The organism is Ktedonobacter robiniae (genome assembly GCF_016587375.1).
GTDB classification, from domain to species: domain Bacteria; phylum Chloroflexota; class Ktedonobacteria; order Ktedonobacterales; family Ktedonobacteraceae; genus Ktedonobacter; species Ktedonobacter robiniae.
This window is the reverse complement of record NZ_BNJG01000001.1, coordinates 3,764,698-3,779,872: the sequence shown is the minus strand read 5'-3', so window position 1 is coordinate 3,779,872 and position 15,175 is coordinate 3,764,698. Positions and strand designations below refer to the sequence as shown.

12 protein-coding genes are annotated in these 15,175 nt (G+C 53.7%); 4 read left to right on the top strand and 8 right to left on the bottom strand.

Translation table 11 applies throughout. From position 1 onward, the window contains the following. Nucleotides 1-221: 221 nt before the first annotated feature. On the bottom strand, nt 222-1,451 hold the full coding sequence (locus JMJ04_RS15790) for a protein kinase family protein (RefSeq protein ID WP_201371417.1): 1,230 nt from the start codon (nt 1,449-1,451) through the stop codon (nt 222-224). 414 nt (nt 1,452-1,865) lie between these two features. On the opposite strand from JMJ04_RS15790, the gene JMJ04_RS15785 reads away from it, so the two are divergent. The 3 genes from JMJ04_RS15785 (at nt 1,866) to JMJ04_RS15775 (ending at nt 4,479) form a co-directional block, all read left to right on the top strand. Next, a complete protein-coding gene (locus JMJ04_RS15785) occupies nt 1,866-2,090 on the top strand; it encodes a DUF3311 domain-containing protein (protein WP_201371416.1) in 225 nt (74 codons plus the stop codon). 88 nt (nt 2,091-2,178) lie between these two features. Continuing rightward, complete coding sequence (mctP, locus tag JMJ04_RS15780; RefSeq protein ID WP_201371415.1) at nt 2,179-3,792, top strand: monocarboxylate uptake permease MctP; 1,614 nt, start codon at nt 2,179-2,181, stop codon at nt 3,790-3,792. A gap of 159 nt (nt 3,793-3,951) precedes the next feature. Continuing rightward, nucleotides 3,952-4,479, top strand: coding sequence for a hypothetical protein (locus JMJ04_RS15775; RefSeq protein ID WP_201371414.1), 528 nt, complete (start codon nt 3,952-3,954; stop codon nt 4,477-4,479). A 74-nt stretch (nt 4,480-4,553) separates the two neighbouring features. On the opposite strand, the gene JMJ04_RS15770 is transcribed toward JMJ04_RS15775, so the two are convergent. The 4 genes from JMJ04_RS15770 to JMJ04_RS15755 form a co-directional block, all read right to left on the bottom strand. Next, complete coding sequence (locus JMJ04_RS15770) at nt 4,554-5,144, bottom strand: DUF4352 domain-containing protein (protein ID WP_201371413.1); 591 nt, start codon at nt 5,142-5,144, stop codon at nt 4,554-4,556. 199 nt (nt 5,145-5,343) lie between these two features. Continuing rightward, nucleotides 5,344-7,266 (bottom strand): hybrid sensor histidine kinase/response regulator, encoded by a 1,923-nt coding sequence (locus tag JMJ04_RS15765; protein WP_201371412.1) that lies wholly within the window; start codon nt 7,264-7,266, stop codon nt 5,344-5,346. A 436-nt stretch (nt 7,267-7,702) separates the two neighbouring features. Beyond that, nucleotides 7,703-8,965 carry a DUF1501 domain-containing protein gene (locus tag JMJ04_RS15760; protein ID WP_201371411.1) on the bottom strand — a complete coding sequence of 421 codons (1,263 nt, stop codon included), beginning with the start codon at nt 8,963-8,965 and terminating at the stop codon, nt 7,703-7,705. 19 nt (nt 8,966-8,984) lie between these two features. Next, complete coding sequence (locus tag JMJ04_RS15755) at nt 8,985-10,562, bottom strand: DUF1800 domain-containing protein (RefSeq protein ID WP_201371410.1); 1,578 nt, start codon at nt 10,560-10,562, stop codon at nt 8,985-8,987. Nucleotides 10,563-11,043: 481 nt separating this feature from the next. Between JMJ04_RS15755 and JMJ04_RS15750 the strand changes: the two genes are divergently transcribed. Next, nucleotides 11,044-12,786, top strand: a complete 1,743-nt coding sequence (locus JMJ04_RS15750) for a hypothetical protein (RefSeq protein WP_201371409.1) — start codon at nt 11,044-11,046, stop codon at nt 12,784-12,786. Between the two features lie 68 nt (nt 12,787-12,854). On the opposite strand, the gene JMJ04_RS15745 is transcribed toward JMJ04_RS15750, so the two are convergent. The 3 genes from JMJ04_RS15745 to lipA form a co-directional block, all read right to left on the bottom strand. Continuing rightward, a complete protein-coding gene (locus JMJ04_RS15745) occupies nt 12,855-13,262 on the bottom strand; it encodes a response regulator transcription factor (RefSeq protein ID WP_201371408.1) in 408 nt (135 codons plus the stop codon). A gap of 61 nt (nt 13,263-13,323) precedes the next feature. Next, nucleotides 13,324-14,136, bottom strand: coding sequence for an alpha/beta fold hydrolase (locus JMJ04_RS15740; RefSeq protein WP_201371407.1), 813 nt, complete (start codon nt 14,134-14,136; stop codon nt 13,324-13,326). Between the two features lie 6 nt (nt 14,137-14,142). Then, nucleotides 14,143-15,021: a lipoyl synthase gene (lipA, locus tag JMJ04_RS15735; RefSeq protein ID WP_201371406.1), complete on the bottom strand. Its 879-nt coding sequence runs from the start codon at nt 15,019-15,021 to the stop codon at nt 14,143-14,145. Nucleotides 15,022-15,175: the final 154 nt, after the last annotated feature.

Below are 15,175 nucleotides of genomic sequence, written 5' to 3'. Positions count from 1 at the left end.
TAAAGCAACTAACATCCTCCAACACAAGATACATATATAGAAATTTGCCGTCACCATAGTATCATGCGATGTTTAACAATGTCAATCTCTTTTTATTCAGTACTATCTATATTTGGATATACGCGCCTCTCTTGCATGATTGCTGCCAACGTCAGAAGCGACAGAAATGGGCGCTGACTGCTTCTCGAGAAGCAGTCAGCGCCCATAGCCAGGACCAATACTTACCCTTGTATTTCGCCTTCAATGGCCTCCAGGGCTTCGACCAGGCTGAAGACTGATTCGTAGCGCTCATGGGGATCGAGAGCAAGCGCTTTAAGCAGAATTTGCTCCAGTGACACGCTCAACTCCTCACGCCAGAACCGGGGCGGTATCAGCTCTAAACCCTCATATCGCTCCAGATTCTCCACTGCCCGCAGAGGCAAAGCTTGCTTCTCGTCAGGCCAGAGAGTTTGTGAGGCTTGCAGGCGGCGCATAGCGGCAATGGGGGCCACGCGTGTTACGAGCATATAGAGCATGGCCCCTAGCGCGTATACATCCGTGCGCTCGTCCGAGAGACCATAAAGCAATTCAGGTGCCAGAAAGGCGTTCTGCTTCGAGCCACGTGCCAGGGGAAAGGTCTGCCGATATGTTTCATAGGCCTCCTCTTCAGGCAGCCCATCCCAGAAGCGCGGAGCGGGCGGCCAGCACATCAGCAACAACGGCGCCCAGGGCGCCAGCCCTTGCTTATCAACGAGCAGCGTCTCTGGCGCGATTTCCCCTAAAATAATCCCCATCCGATGCAGGCGCGCGATCATGCGCCCCAGTTGTACGCCCCACTGCACGACCCTGGCGATGCTCAGCCACTCCGGCCAGGGCTTCCCATCAAGCAAATCATCAAGTGTTGTTGGTTCGATGTCCTTTCCCGCTTGCCTGCTCTGCAATTGCAGCACCAGGTAGAGCCGACCACGCTCAAAGAGCACGCGATCCTTCTCATTCGCCAACCTGGCCGAACCCAGACCAATCGGCTCGATAAATTCTTCAACACCAGCCGTTTCAATACAGGCCTGCCGATGCGCGTCCAGTCCTGTCAAGACGATCTCGCGAATAGCGACCAGTGGCGCTGTTGTCATCTCCGGCTTCCTACACATCCGGCGCCACCTGCATGCCAACCAGCGAAACACAGAAAATACGCCACCGCGTTCCCAATGCCGTCCTACCGCTCTCCCCAGATAAAGATTCAAGCGAGGGCGCGAGTATAGGTGCCGCTCAACACGATAGCGCCCCCCAAGAATAACTTCTCCCACTTCGAGAGGAAAATTCTGCTCAAGAGGGCTTAACGAGGAAAACACAGTCTCCTGGCAAGCCAGTTCTTGCGTCACTCTACGCGTAATCCGGTCCGCCGCCTCTAACTCATCGCTATAATCGAACAATTCTTCGGCTATCTGCTCTTGCATTTTTTCACTCACTTGCAAATACCCCTCCTCCACCTTAAATTTGTCCTTTGAAACCTATTATACCCATTCACACGAATACTACAAAATTGGCTTTTCACCTTGCCTTATTGGATTGACATTTATAAAAAAATACCGTACGATTTAGGCTAAGATAGTTTCTATATTTAGCTTTCACCAGTATGGCATGACCTGCTCCATACCCCTTTTTATTAAACACTACGCCTGGAAACTATGTATAGAACTATTTTGCAACCCCATAGTATTGGCAGCAAAACTCCAGCTTTCCTTTTGCGTTTTAACAGATCTTGTTCCGAAACCCATCCCCATTCGGGGACTAGCCTTCACTGGCGTGTCTAGCGCTTCGCGTTCAGGGTTTTCGGAGAAGAGGACAATGATGTTCGTGGTCGCTACCACACAGAAGGAGCAACAACTATGGAGACTCATCCACAAAGGCAAGGCTATCGCTGGCTTCGCCTCCTCCTGATCATTCCATTTCTTGGTCTGCTCTTCCCCGGCTTCTACAATTTTCGTGAGCCAACATTCCTGGATTTCCCTTTCTTCTACTGGTACCAGTTACTCTGGATTATTCTCACAGCAATCATCACCGCCTCCGTGTATTTCCTGGAAGGCTTCCTGGCCTCCAGAGGACGCTCATAGCTGCTCGTCAGGAGCGCAAGCGCACCTCATATATTGCTATTCGTCGATCAATGACACCGTTGTCTTTTGAGAAAGGGTACAGTAGCTTATGCGCTGGGATGCAATTGCCGTCTTTATCTTTTTCTTCCTGCTCGTTACAGTACTGGGTTTTGTGGCCGCGCGCTGGCGTCGCGGAGATCTAAACCAGATTCACGAGTGGGGTCTGGCTGGCCGCCGCTTTGGTACAGTGATTACCTGGTTCCTGCTTGGCGGCGACCTCTACACCGCCTATACCTTTATCGCGGTTCCCGCGGCACTATATGGGGCTGGCGCCCTCTCAGGATGGTTCGCGGTTCCCTATACTATCCTGGTCTACCCCTTTATTTACGTCATCATGCCACGCTTCTGGTCGGTATGCAAAAAGCATAACTATGTGACCGCCGCGGACTTTGTTCGTGGCCGCTTCGGCAGCAAATGGCTGGCCCTGGCCATTGCCTTTACCGGTATTCTAGCGACCATGCCCTATATTGCACTGCAAATGTTTGGCATTCAGGTCTCCCTGGAGGCAATTGGCTTTCCTACTGTCATTCCCATCTTTGGCATCGATGTAGATCTTCCGCTGATTGTGGCGTTCCTTATCCTGGCCGCCTATACCTATTCCAGTGGCCTGCGCGCACCAGCCATGATCGCGCTGGTCAAAGATGTCATGATCTTCATCGTGCTCTTCGCCACGATCATCTATATCCCCTACAAACTGGGTGGCTTCTCCAAGATCTTCGATGCCGCACATATGAAGACGCTGGCCGCGGCCACGACCGCGAAGGCGAAGGGGACCGCTCCAACCTTTAATGATCTCCTGGGGTCTAATCAGTACCTAGCATATGCAACCCTGGCACTGGGTTCCGCCCTGGCACTCTTCCTCTATCCCCATTCCTTAACGAGTATTCTCAGTAGCAACAGCGTGAAAGTCATTAAGCGCAATGTGTCGCTACTCCCGATCTACTCCCTGATGCTGGGCTTGCTAGCGTTGCTCGGCTATATGGCCATCGCGGCTAAAGTTAAGCCACTGGCGGACTTAGGCAATAATGGCTCCATTCCAGCCTTGATTAATGCTTTCTTCCCTTCCTGGTTCTCCGGCTTTGCCTTTGCAGCTATCGCAATTGGCGCCCTGGTGCCTGCCGCGGTCATGTCTATTGCCGCCGCCAACCTCTTCACGCGCAACATTTACATTGAGTTCTTCCATCGCAATGCAAATGAGACGCAAGAGACCAACGTGGCCAAGATTACCTCTTTCCTTATCAAATTTGGTGCACTGCTCTTTATTGTGTTCCTGGATAAGAGCATCGTTATTAACTTCCAGCTCCTGGGTGGTGTCTGGATACTGCAAACCCTGCCCGCCGTCTTTTTCGGGTTATATACACGCTGGTTCAACCGCTGGGCTTTGCTGATCGGCTGGCTGGTAGGCATGGTCTTTGGCACCTGGACCGTTTTCAGCAACAATATTAAGTCGACCGCCCCGATCGATTTCGGGTTTATCCACGTTCCCGCGGTCTATGCCGCTATCAGTGGCGTCATTCTGAACCTGGTGCTGGCAGTCATTCTTACGCCTGTCTTCGAGATGATTGGCGCCAGGCGTGGTGAAGACATCACCCAGCCAGAAGACTACGCAGAGGCCACGGCTCCGGTCGAGCCACCAGAGATTGGGCAGGAGGCGCTGGGCTAGATCCAGAATCACCCACTCATTCTCCCCAGCCTGTTTGTTATGAAGAGAAAGCGTAGAAGCCAGAAGACACCTGGTCCCTGGCTCCTACGCTTTCTCTTCGTCTTGTGATATAACTAGCTTAAGTCAATTTTTAGAAGATTTTGGTAAGGTATTCTCTCTATGTTTTCAGAAGATGATTTCGAGACAATCGCACACGAAACCGGCAGCGATGACTTACTTTCAGAAGATGACCTGCGCCTGCCCGAGGGGGCGAATGTTCTTGTGCGTGTACATGCAGTCCGTGCCTGGTTGACCCGGCGTAAGCAAGATGCAGATCTCGCTATCGGCCAGGTGGCGCTGGCGCTCCAAATGCTGATGCAGGATGAACCAGAGTCTAGCCATCCTCGGCGACGCCGCGTTCAGCCAACCGACCCCTACACGCACGTGCTTGAACTTCAGCAAGAACTCCAGGCAGCGCAGGATCGCCTGCAAGCCTATACAGAGGCGGAAGAGCTCTTTGAAGATTACCTCGCCCATACTACCAGTAGCGACCGGGTACTCGTCGAATATTACCTGGCCATCGAAAATCTCTGCCTTGAGCAGACAGAAGCGCCTCAGGAAGTAGAAGGCAGCCTGGCGATACGCCAGCAGATCTTTGAAGAGGTTCTCCATCGCCTGGAGCGCGTGACCACTCCCGAAACTGATTAAAAAATAGTTATGAGCAGCTATGATGGGCTGGCGAAGCCAGCCCATCATAGCTGCTCATAACGTGTACCACCAATCTACTTGTTGCTAAACGAAATGCTCTTATCCTCAATCAAAAGAGTCAGGTCGGAGAGCGTCACCGGGCTGGAAACGCCGAAATCAAATGAGCCATTCTGGTAGGTGCCTGGGACAAGATCAGGCGAGGCAGAGATGAAGCTTGGAGCAACAATTGTGCCATCAGCTAGTTTCAAGTGCAGTACTTTATCATATTGCGGACCACTTACTTGCTTGCCTACGTTTTTGATTGTCACATAGACACGCACAGTATAGTTGCCTGCCTTCTTCTTGACGTCGGAGAATCCGGTTGCCTGTTGCACCTGGTTCACCGTAACCTGCGTGTCATTTACAGTCACTGATTTGTTCAACTGGATTGAGTCGACGAGACCCGTTGCCGTTGGCGTGGGAGTCAACTGTGTGTCAACGGCGTTGCTCTGCGCATCGTTCGCCCGCGGCAGGTGGCTATAAGACATACATCCAAAGATGCCAACAATCATGAGGGCCGAAACCCAGATCAGGGTGACCCATTTTCCGCGCTCATTTGGCGAATGTGTGACGGTCTCCCCCTCTTCAGACTGCGGTGACTCTACTTTTTTATCTGTCTGTGTCATTGTATGTGTGAACTCCCTGGTGCTGAGTCAAAATTAGTAAACATATTATAGCAAAGCCTGTGCAAGCCTGCTAAGGGTCCTACTAAATAGATGTGGTTCATTGGTACGTGGATTGGCAGCCAGTGGCTGCCAATCCACGTACCAATGAACCACACTGGAAAATGCGGGCCTGACAGAGGCAACGTCGTTGCTGGAGCGGTCACTGAACCAGGATCTCACGGACCTTGGCAGCCAGGTCATCCAGGTCAAAGGGCTTCTGTAAGAAGACAAAGCCTTTGTCAAGCACAAAGTTCTGGCTGATCTGGTTGGCATGATAGCCACTCACAAACAAGAAATGTGTCTCGGCACTCATGGCGTGAATACGATCATAGAGTTCTTTCCCCTTCATCTTGGGAGTGACCAGGTCGGAGATCACCAGGGCAATGGAGTCCTTGTGCTTCTCAAAGAGCTGCAAGCCCTCCACTCCGTCGCGCGCACTCATGACCGTATACCCATAATCCCCCAGCGCCTCCTCCATCAAATAGCGCAAGTCAGGATCGTCCTCGACGACCAGAATGGTCTCGTCACCACCACGTACCTCTTGAGCATCTTCACTCGCGTCCTGTAGATAAGGCAAGGGGAGTGTGTGCATGACATCAATGGCTGGAAGATAGATATTAAAGGTCGTGCCTTTCCCCACCTGGCTATCAACTGAGATGTAGCCATTGTGCTGCCCTACAATCCCGTGCACCATCGAGAGACCTAGCCCCGTCCCTTTTCCGACCTCTTTTGTAGTAAAGAAGGGCTCAAAGATGCGACTACGCGTCTGCTCATCCATGCCTATGCCCGTATCCTGCACCGTCAAAAGCACATAGGCCTCAGCTGGCATCTCGCCGTGGCTGATACGCTTCACCTCTTCATGACCCACATTGCGTGTGCGAATAGTTAACCTGCCCCCTTCAGCCATGGCGTCACGTGCGTTAATACATAAATTCATGACAACTTGCTCAATCTGGGCGTAGTCGACATGAACGGTATGCAGCTCCGGATCAGGGACAAACATGATATCAATATGGTCGGCCAAAATCTTGCCGAGAAACTCCAGCAGATTCTTCACGACTTTATTGAGATCAACATCCGCTGGCTCAAGCACCTGGCGGCGCGAGAAGGCCAGCAATTGCTGAGTCATTTTCGCCGCGCCTGTCGCAATTTCATGGATATGGGCCAGGTTATTATAGAGGGGATGGCTGGTCGAAATACGCGAAAGCCCACGACTGGAATAGCCAAGGATACCACCTAACATGTTATTGAAATCGTGCGCAATGCCGCTCACTAGCAAGCCAACGCTCTCCAGTCTTTGGGCTTGCTGTAACTGGCCAGCCAGGTGATGCTGCTCAGTGTTATCAAAAAAGTAGCCGGTAAACTCTTTAAGCTTGCCCTGTGTATCAAAGGAGCCAACGACATTCGCCACGATATAGACTGGGCTACTATCTAGACGCAACAGTTCTAACTCACTATACTCCAGGCGTTTCTCCTGGCTCAGTTGCTGCACAAAACTGGCATACTTTTCAGGTCCGCCATAGAGCGTGCTCAAGTTCGCCTCAAGCGCCTGCTCCACGGAAGCAAAGCCAAAGATGCGGGCAAAGGCAGGATTGCAGGTTAGTAGTTTTCCCTCAGGCGTAACCGCAAAGACTCCAGTTAGTCCTTGCTCAAAAATCTCGCGATAGCGCTCTTCGGAGCGTTGTAACTGGGAGATGGCTTCTTCATATTGCTTGCGCAGACGCGTCTTTTCCAGGCTCTCACGTACGGCAATGGGAAGCCGGTCCAGGTGCTTTTTGAGAATATAGTTATTTACTCCGGCCCGCAACGCCTCAACCGCCACCTCTTCGCTACCTGTTCCCGTAAACATCACTACCGGCACGTCAGGGTAAAGCGCCTTGACTCGTTCAAAGATCTGTAATCCGTTTGCCCAGTTCAGTTGATAATCAGTTAAAATAAAATCAGCCGGAGCCTGGGCCAAAACGGCCTCCAATTCGGTCGGTCGCCCCACCTGACTAAACTCGGCGTCTTGAAACTCTTTTTGCAGCTGCCGAATAATCAGCTCACGATCCGCTGCATTATCGTCAATAATGAGAAACCTCACAGATCAACTCCAAGCAATGTACCAACTCGCTCAAAAAATACTTTTCATGTCTATGCCAATACGCAAAGCACTCTTCGCTGTAACTCTCTTGTGCATGAAAAACAACTCAACCACACCCCTTAGACATTACACTTTTCTTAACTACTTTTCGTTTCAGAACTAAGCCCCTGGCTGTGGTGTAGAAGAAGGATTGATGGGAGGAAGCGCATCCTAAACGCCTTGGCGAAAACTAATTTCGATATCTTGCGGAGAGCTGTAGTGAGAGCAAATTCTGGAGGGCAGGAAGAAATATCCCCTGCTTAAGAATCTTCGCGCCTGCGGCGCTCAGGGGTAGGGAGTGTGTGCACGGGAAACGGCTCTGCCGTTTTCCCGTGCACACACTCCCTTATCTCCCGACGCTCGCGTAGCAAGGCAGGCAGACAGGTACCAGAGGAGATTAGAGAGATGGTAAGAAGCTCTGATTGCCAAAGGCGCCACCCAGGACATCTTTGGACGAGGCCCCCAGCCAGCGATCCAGGACGGTCGCGTACACAGAACGAAAATCCACGGTATACTTTAGGTTGCCAGCATCATCCAGGCTGGTCAAGCTGGGTGGCTCGCCATAGATCCCCTTGTTCACCGCGTTTCCGAGAATAAAGAGGGGGGCCGCGGTACCATGATCTGTGCCCTGGCTGCCATTCTCTTCGACGCGGCGTCCAAACTCTGACCAGGTCATCACGACGACGTCATCTGCCCGGCCATGCGCCTGCAAGTCGCTATAAAATGCGGAGAGACCCTCCGCCAGCGTTTTCATCAGTTGAGCATGAGTCGTTTGCTGATTGGCATGCGTGTCAAAACCGCCAAGCGTGACATAGCCCACACGCAGGCCCAGGTTCTGCACAATCGCTTCAGCCAGGACCTGCAAGCCCGCACTGAAAGGCCCCTGAGGATAGCTCGCCAGCGCGTGATACTGAGTGGCTGCCTCATGTATCTGTTTGCTTCCCTCCTGGGCACTCAGAGCGGTCGCCTCCAGAAGCGCGGCATAGGCAGAAGACTTGGGATAGGTGGAGTAGAGCTTCATCAAGGTTTGCAGCCGACTACTACCGCCATCGCTATCCACTGGATCGGGGGCAACGCGATAGTTATTGACCGTGTTAAAGGTAGGAACCTGAGCGTTGATTGACTGGAGCGCCTGAGCGGTCTGGGTCCCCACGTTCAGCGCCTGAAAGGGGTGCCCATCCTTATCGACCCAGCCACTCACAAGCTTGCCTAACCAGCCGTCACGACCATTACCATTCAGGTCAAGGGTCTGCCATATGTCCATAGCCTGAAAATGCGAGAGGCTGGAATTAGGATAGCCTACCCCCTCAATGACCGCCATATGCCCACTATCCCAGAGCTTTTTCAAGGGAGCTAATTCAGGATGCAGCCCCAGGCGCCCATCCAGGCTTAAGACTTGCTCGCCAGGGATGGCCAGCGTAGGCCGAAGCTGATGATAGGCACCATCGGCATAGGGGATGACCGTATTTAAGCCATCATTGCCACCCGCCATCTGCACGACAATCAATGTTTTTGTGCCTGCTTGCTGTGAGAAGCGCGCTCCCTGGAGCGCGAGTTCCTTGGCGGAGGCGACACCTCGACTAAAAATGCCTGGCATGACCATGCCAGCAGAGACGACCAGCAGGCCATCTCGCACCATTGCACGCCGCGATAACTTCATGCTATCCTCCTGGCTTTCTCTAGTTTAACTGGTATTCTGGCAGGGTCATGAGCAGATAGAGTGTTCCCCGGACACGATTGAGTGGGTAACTCGTCCCATTGCCAAACTTCACGCTTGCCCCACGGCTCGTATCCCTGGTGGTCAGGTAATCTACCAGCACAGTTTTCCGCTCCGCGGGCAGGTTGCCATCAAGAAGAAAGTTGGCAAAGTACGTCACAAACTGCTCTGGGGAGCTTATCTTCTGACTATCCACGATATGCTGAAAATCTAAGGGTTGTTGTTGGCCCTGCAAGACTCGCTTCTTCGCCCCCTCCTGTCCCTGCAAGAACGCATTGATATAATTCAGACGGGTCATCCAGGTTCCACTATTGAGCCAGGCCGTACTCACCTTGTCACCGGGCCAGCCCGCGACGTTGGGCGGATTGAAGATCTCCTGGCCCATGTTGAGCGTGATCGCGGGCAGCGCCTTCCCTGTTCCCTGCATTTCCAGCGCCCGATAGGCTCCAATAGTAAACTCAACAGGCGATTTCAGGCGACTGCGATACGCCTGGGCAGAGGAGAACTGGGGCGAGTGCAAGAGCGCCTTCATCACAGCCCCCATATTATGTTTGCTCTGGTTGTAGGCATCAACCAGGGGTTGCAGGTCGTCCTTGCTGGGATTTTCATAAACGAAGAAGGTAAAGAGCTTGCGACAGATGAACCAGGGCAATGCCGGGTGATTCGCTAAGATATCTACAATATTTTTATAATCCAGCTTGCCGGTATGCCCCAGAAACGTCGTTTGCAGGTTGGTATGCGCGCTGGGGACATACGTTGACTTGAGGGGATCTTGTTTGCTCAGGCGCCAGCCCGTCAGGGCCGCGGCACCATTAAAGACATCCTGCTGCGAATAGTTGCCCAGGCCCAGGGTGAAGAGCTCCATCAGTTCGCGAGCATAGTTCTCATTGGGATGCTGGCTGGTACTTTTATTAAGATCCAGGTAGACTTGCATCGCCGGGTCGGCCGTGATGCCCAGCAGGATGTTATCATAGGTATCAAAGGCATGCTCACGCAGAAATTTATTCTGTACAATCATACGCTCATACCCATTTTTACCACCCACCTTGCGATAGCTACTGACCAGGACCCCATGCCAGAAAAGCGTCATTTTCTCGAGCAATGGACGCTGCGTCCACGCCATGCGCATCAGCCACCACTGCTGCATCTCAGCGGGTTTGCTCATGTCCAGTTGAAGCTGCGAGAGGCGCCGCTCAGTCGCCTCTTCCGAGACCTGCTGATAGTTAAGCAAGCGATCAATTGCACCTTCAAAACCGAGTCCAGCATAGCTCTGAATTTCACTGGCACTGGCTCCAAAGCCAGCCTTGCGCAGGAGATGCCCAATCTTGATGTCTCCACCTATGGCTCCCTGCTGCCCATGACGCTCCTGCCACCAGCGCTCTAACGCCACACCACCCGCACCAACCGCTCCAATTCCTACTAAACTCGCGGCCCCCAGTCCTAGAGCCTTGCGCCGCGACATGCCTCGAGTGCTGGAAGGCGATGCCCCCTGGCTCTCACTTCGCCTATCCGGCTGCGTTGGCTGTTCATACAAGTCCATGATAGGAAAAACCTCCTAAGCCTGCTCCTCCTGGGAGCTCGCTGCCTTTCTACTTCCCTGAAAATGAGTCTGCGAGTAGCTCTTTTCTCTCTTCCATCTCAAGTTTTGTCACTGTGATAAGAGCCTATTCGTTGTATCGTTTGTCGACCTGATTCTACCAGAGAGAATTCAAGAAAAGCTCAAGAGGTCTTATAGCTTTTCGCAAGATCATGTTTAGTGCTCTGTCAATTTTCATTTAAAATATATTCATGCCGCCTGCGGCGGCAGGGGTCAGAGACGCAGAGGGGCTGACGCCCCTCTGCACTCCCCACTTTCCTATTCAGCGGCAGGGGTCAGAGATGCAGAGGGGCTGACGCCCCTCTGCACTCCCCACTTTCCTATTCAATTGAGCTTGAACACACCACCCACCAGCAATGATTTGCACACAGCGTTAACTAGAGTTATTGCGCTTTTTTATAAAAAACGGAGTGTAATGTTGAAAATGGATCGTCGAGTAGAGCGACACACTGTAGCTGAAGCGCTGCCTGCTAGCCTCATCTCACCTGAACAAACGCCCTTGCACACCTCGCGCCCTATGCCCTTGCGCGCACATGCCTTACTACCTGCAATGCTGGCATGTTTTCTCTTGCTCAGTGGCGCGTTCTCGCTCCAGGGCTTGATGTTCTTCTCCTCTCTCCTGGGCGATCTCTTTCCCTGGACCATCCAGCTCTCGCACCTGCTCTTTCCGGGGCAAGCACTCAACCCCCGCCTATTTCATCACAATCTCCCTACCCCCAGCGTGCTCACAAGCTGGACACACACCTTGCTTGTCGCTGCGCTCTTTCTCCTGATCGGGGGACTCTACCTGCTAGCCCTGCGCATCCTTCCACAAAGGACGCGTTTGCGGGTTGTGTTTGTCGGGGCTCTCCTCCTGGGTCTGATCTGGGCCTTTATGCCCATTGTAACCTCGGCCGACCTCTTCTCTTACATTGCCTATGCGCGCATGGGCGTTATCTATCATCTCAATCCGCTGATACAGACGCCGCACGCGATCTGGCATGATCCTGTATACATCAATATCTACTGGACCGATCAACCCTCGGTGTATGGTCCGATCTACACAGGTCTGACCTATGCGCTCCAATGGCTCTGTGAAATGCTCTTTGGGACACAAAATGTGGCGGTTATGGTGCTGGCGTTGCGTCTACTCGATCTCGCCACACACCTGGGCTCCACCTGGCTCATCTGGTCCATCGGAGGCTACTTGCAAGGAAGCAAGCAATCGCCATGGCAAAGAATGCTGGCGACGCTGGCCTTTGCCTGGAATCCGCTCCTGCTCTTTGAGGCCTGTGTCAATGCCCATAACGATACCTTGGTACTTTTCTTTATTTTGCTGGCACTCTGGTTTCTCGTGCGTACAGGCCAGCCAACATGGCGCACCCATCTCCTGGTCGCACTCAACCTCTCCCTGGCCACCTGTATTAAGGTAAATGTGGGCATCTTGCTGCCCGGCTATCTCTGTTATCTTCTGGCCTGTACACCAGAAGGTACGCTCTGGCAGCGTCTACGCCAGCCCCTCCTCGTGCTCCTGGGCATTTCACTGCCAATAGTGCTGCTCTACGCCCCCTTCTGGGATAATGGCCAGATCCTCACCCTACTCAAAGTCAATCCCGGGACCTACCGCGCCATCAATACCGTACCCGAACTCCTGACGCATATCATTAATAGCCTCTTTCTTCCCTCAGCGCCAGAAAATGGCTCGTTGACCGAGTTCATCATGCGCGATCTCAGCCTGCTGCTCTTCTTCTTGAGCTTTGCCTTTATCTGCTGGCAAGGGCTACGTCCAGCAACCGCACCCAGAACGCCGCTCGCCCTCATACGTTGGATGACTCTTGCCTGGTTGCTCTACATGGGACTGGGATCGCCCTGGTACTGGCCCTGGTACGCGATTACCTTCTTCGGCCTCTTCGCACTGGTCGAGAGCGCGACAAGCGTCAAAGAGTGGCAGGAACTCGCCACGCGCATCCCATTCTTGCCTGCGATTAATGTCCCGGTGGCGGTCCATATCCTGGGGATTACGATGGCTAGCACCTACTGCTTCTTTGCCTGGCCGGCAGTGACAACGTTTCTGCCCTTCCTACCAGGCTTCCGCATCGCCTTCCTGCGCTCCATCTGGACCTGGATAGTCCCTCTCCTTCTGGGACGCAAAGCCTGGATTCGTCAGCGTCTGCGGCGCTTCGCATAGTATTATTTGTAGTGTAAAGGGGGTGGTGACGGCAGCCTGGCTTTGTCAGGCTGCCGTCACCACCCCCTTTACATTATAAGCAATCGCACGGCGTCCAGGAGATCGCGGACATGAAACGGTTTGACGATGACGCGTTCCACGCCCAGGCTGGAAGCCTCGGGACTCTGCCTGGCCGCGGTAATCACGATGACGCCTGGGAGTGGTTGAGGACTCTCCCACTGTTGGCGTAAGCAGGCAAGGAAGGCCTGCCCATCCATCCCCGGCATCGCAAGGTCCAGCAAAATGACCGCTGGATAGCGCCCCTCACGCGAGATGCACTGTATCCAGTTGAGCGCCTCCTGGCCCTCGGCAGCCTCGGCTGGTTCGTAGCCATCCATTTCCAGCGCCCAGGAGACCATATCTCGAATAGCAGGGTTATCATCGACCACCAGAACCAGCGGCTGACATCCCTGTTCATGCTGTTGTGGCTGCATCATAGCTTGTCCTACCTACGAGACTGCTGCTAAGCACGCCTGCTTGCTTTTCAAGACAAACGCGCTACTCCGTTGTGGGAAACGTTGTGAGCAGGAAATGTCGAAGCTCCTGCAAGAAGATCTCAGGCTGTTCGAGGTTAGAGAGATGACCTGCATCTTCAATCACAACCAGGCGCGCGCCTGGAATACGCGCCGCATATTCGCGAGCGACCTCTGGCGGGGTAAGGCGGTCCTGTGCCCCCACCAGGACCAGAGTTGGGCAATGGATCGCGCCAAGTAACATGGTCGCGTCTTCGCGCTTCGCCATGCCACGTGAGATCGCGGCGATACCTACGGGAGTTGCCGCCAGAATCATCTGGCGTACACACGCCTCCACTTCGGGAGCATGCTGCCGTGTCGTAGCTGCCAACAGATTGGGAAGCTGGAGATCGGCAATCGCCTCCGTCCCCTCGGTCAGAGCCAACTGCGCCATACGTTCGCGGTTGGCTCTCCCCTCCTCATTATCAGCTCCGGGACGCGTGTCGGCCAGAATCAGGCCCTTGACCCGCTGAGGGTACTTGCGTAAGAATGCGAATGCCACATAGCCGCCAAGCGAGAGACCACACAGAATTGCGTCCTGCATCCCCAGTGCGTCCATCAAACCAGCAATATCATCGGCGAGATCTTCCATCGTCACGGCCTCGCGCCCCTGGCTCTCGCTCTCACCCAGGCCACACCAATCCAGTGCGACAAGGCGAAAGCGTTGCTCACCCAGCAGAGCCAGCATCTGCCCCTCCCACATCCGCCGATTGAGGGGAAAGGCGTGCAGGAAGATGATGGGATAACCGATGCCATGGTCATCATAGGCAATCTCGGCATTGCGTATCCTTACTTTCATGCAGGTTTACTCCTCTTTTGTCGCGCCCTCCGCCTGCTCATGAGCATGGTATGAGCTACGCACAAAGGGACCAGACTCCACATGTCTGAAGCCCATCTTCTTCCCCTCAGCCTTGAGCGCTGCAAACTCCTCAAGCGGGACATAGCGCTGGATCGGCAGATGCTGGAACGATGGGCGTAGATACTGACCAATAGTCAGGATATCGACGTCGTGCTCGCGCATATCGCGCATCACCTGCAAAATCTCGTCTGTGGTCTCGCCCAGCCCAAGCATAAAGCCGGACTTGGTAGGAGCCGCTGGGTTCATCTCTTTGGCCCATTTCAGCACCTGTAGAGAGCGCTCGTACACGGCCTGCGGGCGTACACGCTTGTACAACCTTGGAATAGTTTCTACATTATGATTAAACACATCTGGCTTCGCGTCTATAACCACCTTTAGTGCATCATATATTCCCTTAAAGTCGGGTGTCAAGACCTCTACTTTACACTCGGGATTTAGGCGACGAATCCAGCGGATCGTGGCCGCGAAGACTCCCGCCCCCCCGTCTTTCAGCTCATCACGGTTCACCGATGTGACGACGGCATGCCGCAGCCCCATGTGCTGCGCAGCCTCAGCGACACGTTTAGGCTCTTCCCAGTCCATCCCCATCGGACGGCCTGTCTCGACGGCACAGAAACCACAGCTCCGGGTACAGACCCGACCGAGAATCATAAACGTGGCGGTCTTATGCCCCCAACACTCACCAATATTGGGGCAGCGCGCCTCCTCACAGACCGTGTGCAGCGACTGCCCACGCATCAAGTCCTTCAACTCATCGTAATTTTTGCCACTGGGGGGACGCACCCGCAACCACTCGGGACGCCGCTGAGGGATTATTGTTGTCATGCCTAGTTATTCCTTATTTTTCGGGTTCTGGATAGGTGATGTAGTGCAGTAGCCGCTACTTGCGCACGCGGCCACTGCACTACATCACCTGGCTGGGCGAGCGCCGCAGGCGCGAGGGGTCCAGCCCAGAACGTGTACATGGCGTTAGCTAACA

What these genes read in the sequence shown, in the direction of transcription:
- JMJ04_RS15770 (WP_201371413.1), bottom strand. Translation starts at nt 5,144, where the DNA reads ATGACACAGACAGATAAAAAAGTAGAGTCACCGCAGTCTGAAGAGGGG.
- JMJ04_RS15785 (WP_201371416.1), top strand. Translation starts at nt 1,866, where the DNA reads ATGGAGACTCATCCACAAAGGCAAGGCTATCGCTGGCTTCGCCTCCTC.
- JMJ04_RS15750 (WP_201371409.1), top strand. Translation starts at nt 11,044, where the DNA reads ATGGATCGTCGAGTAGAGCGACACACTGTAGCTGAAGCGCTGCCTGCT.
- JMJ04_RS15760 (WP_201371411.1), bottom strand. Translation starts at nt 8,965, where the DNA reads ATGAAGTTATCGCGGCGTGCAATGGTGCGAGATGGCCTGCTGGTCGTC.
- mctP (WP_201371415.1), top strand. Translation starts at nt 2,179, where the DNA reads ATGCGCTGGGATGCAATTGCCGTCTTTATCTTTTTCTTCCTGCTCGTT.
- JMJ04_RS15755 (WP_201371410.1), bottom strand. Translation starts at nt 10,562, where the DNA reads ATGGACTTGTATGAACAGCCAACGCAGCCGGATAGGCGAAGTGAGAGC.
- JMJ04_RS15740 (WP_201371407.1), bottom strand. Translation starts at nt 14,136, where the DNA reads ATGAAAGTAAGGATACGCAATGCCGAGATTGCCTATGATGACCATGGC.
- JMJ04_RS15745 (WP_201371408.1), bottom strand. Translation starts at nt 13,262, where the DNA reads ATGATGCAGCCACAACAGCATGAACAGGGATGTCAGCCGCTGGTTCTG.
- JMJ04_RS15775 (WP_201371414.1), top strand. Translation starts at nt 3,952, where the DNA reads ATGTTTTCAGAAGATGATTTCGAGACAATCGCACACGAAACCGGCAGC.
- lipA (WP_201371406.1), bottom strand. Translation starts at nt 15,021, where the DNA reads ATGACAACAATAATCCCTCAGCGGCGTCCCGAGTGGTTGCGGGTGCGT.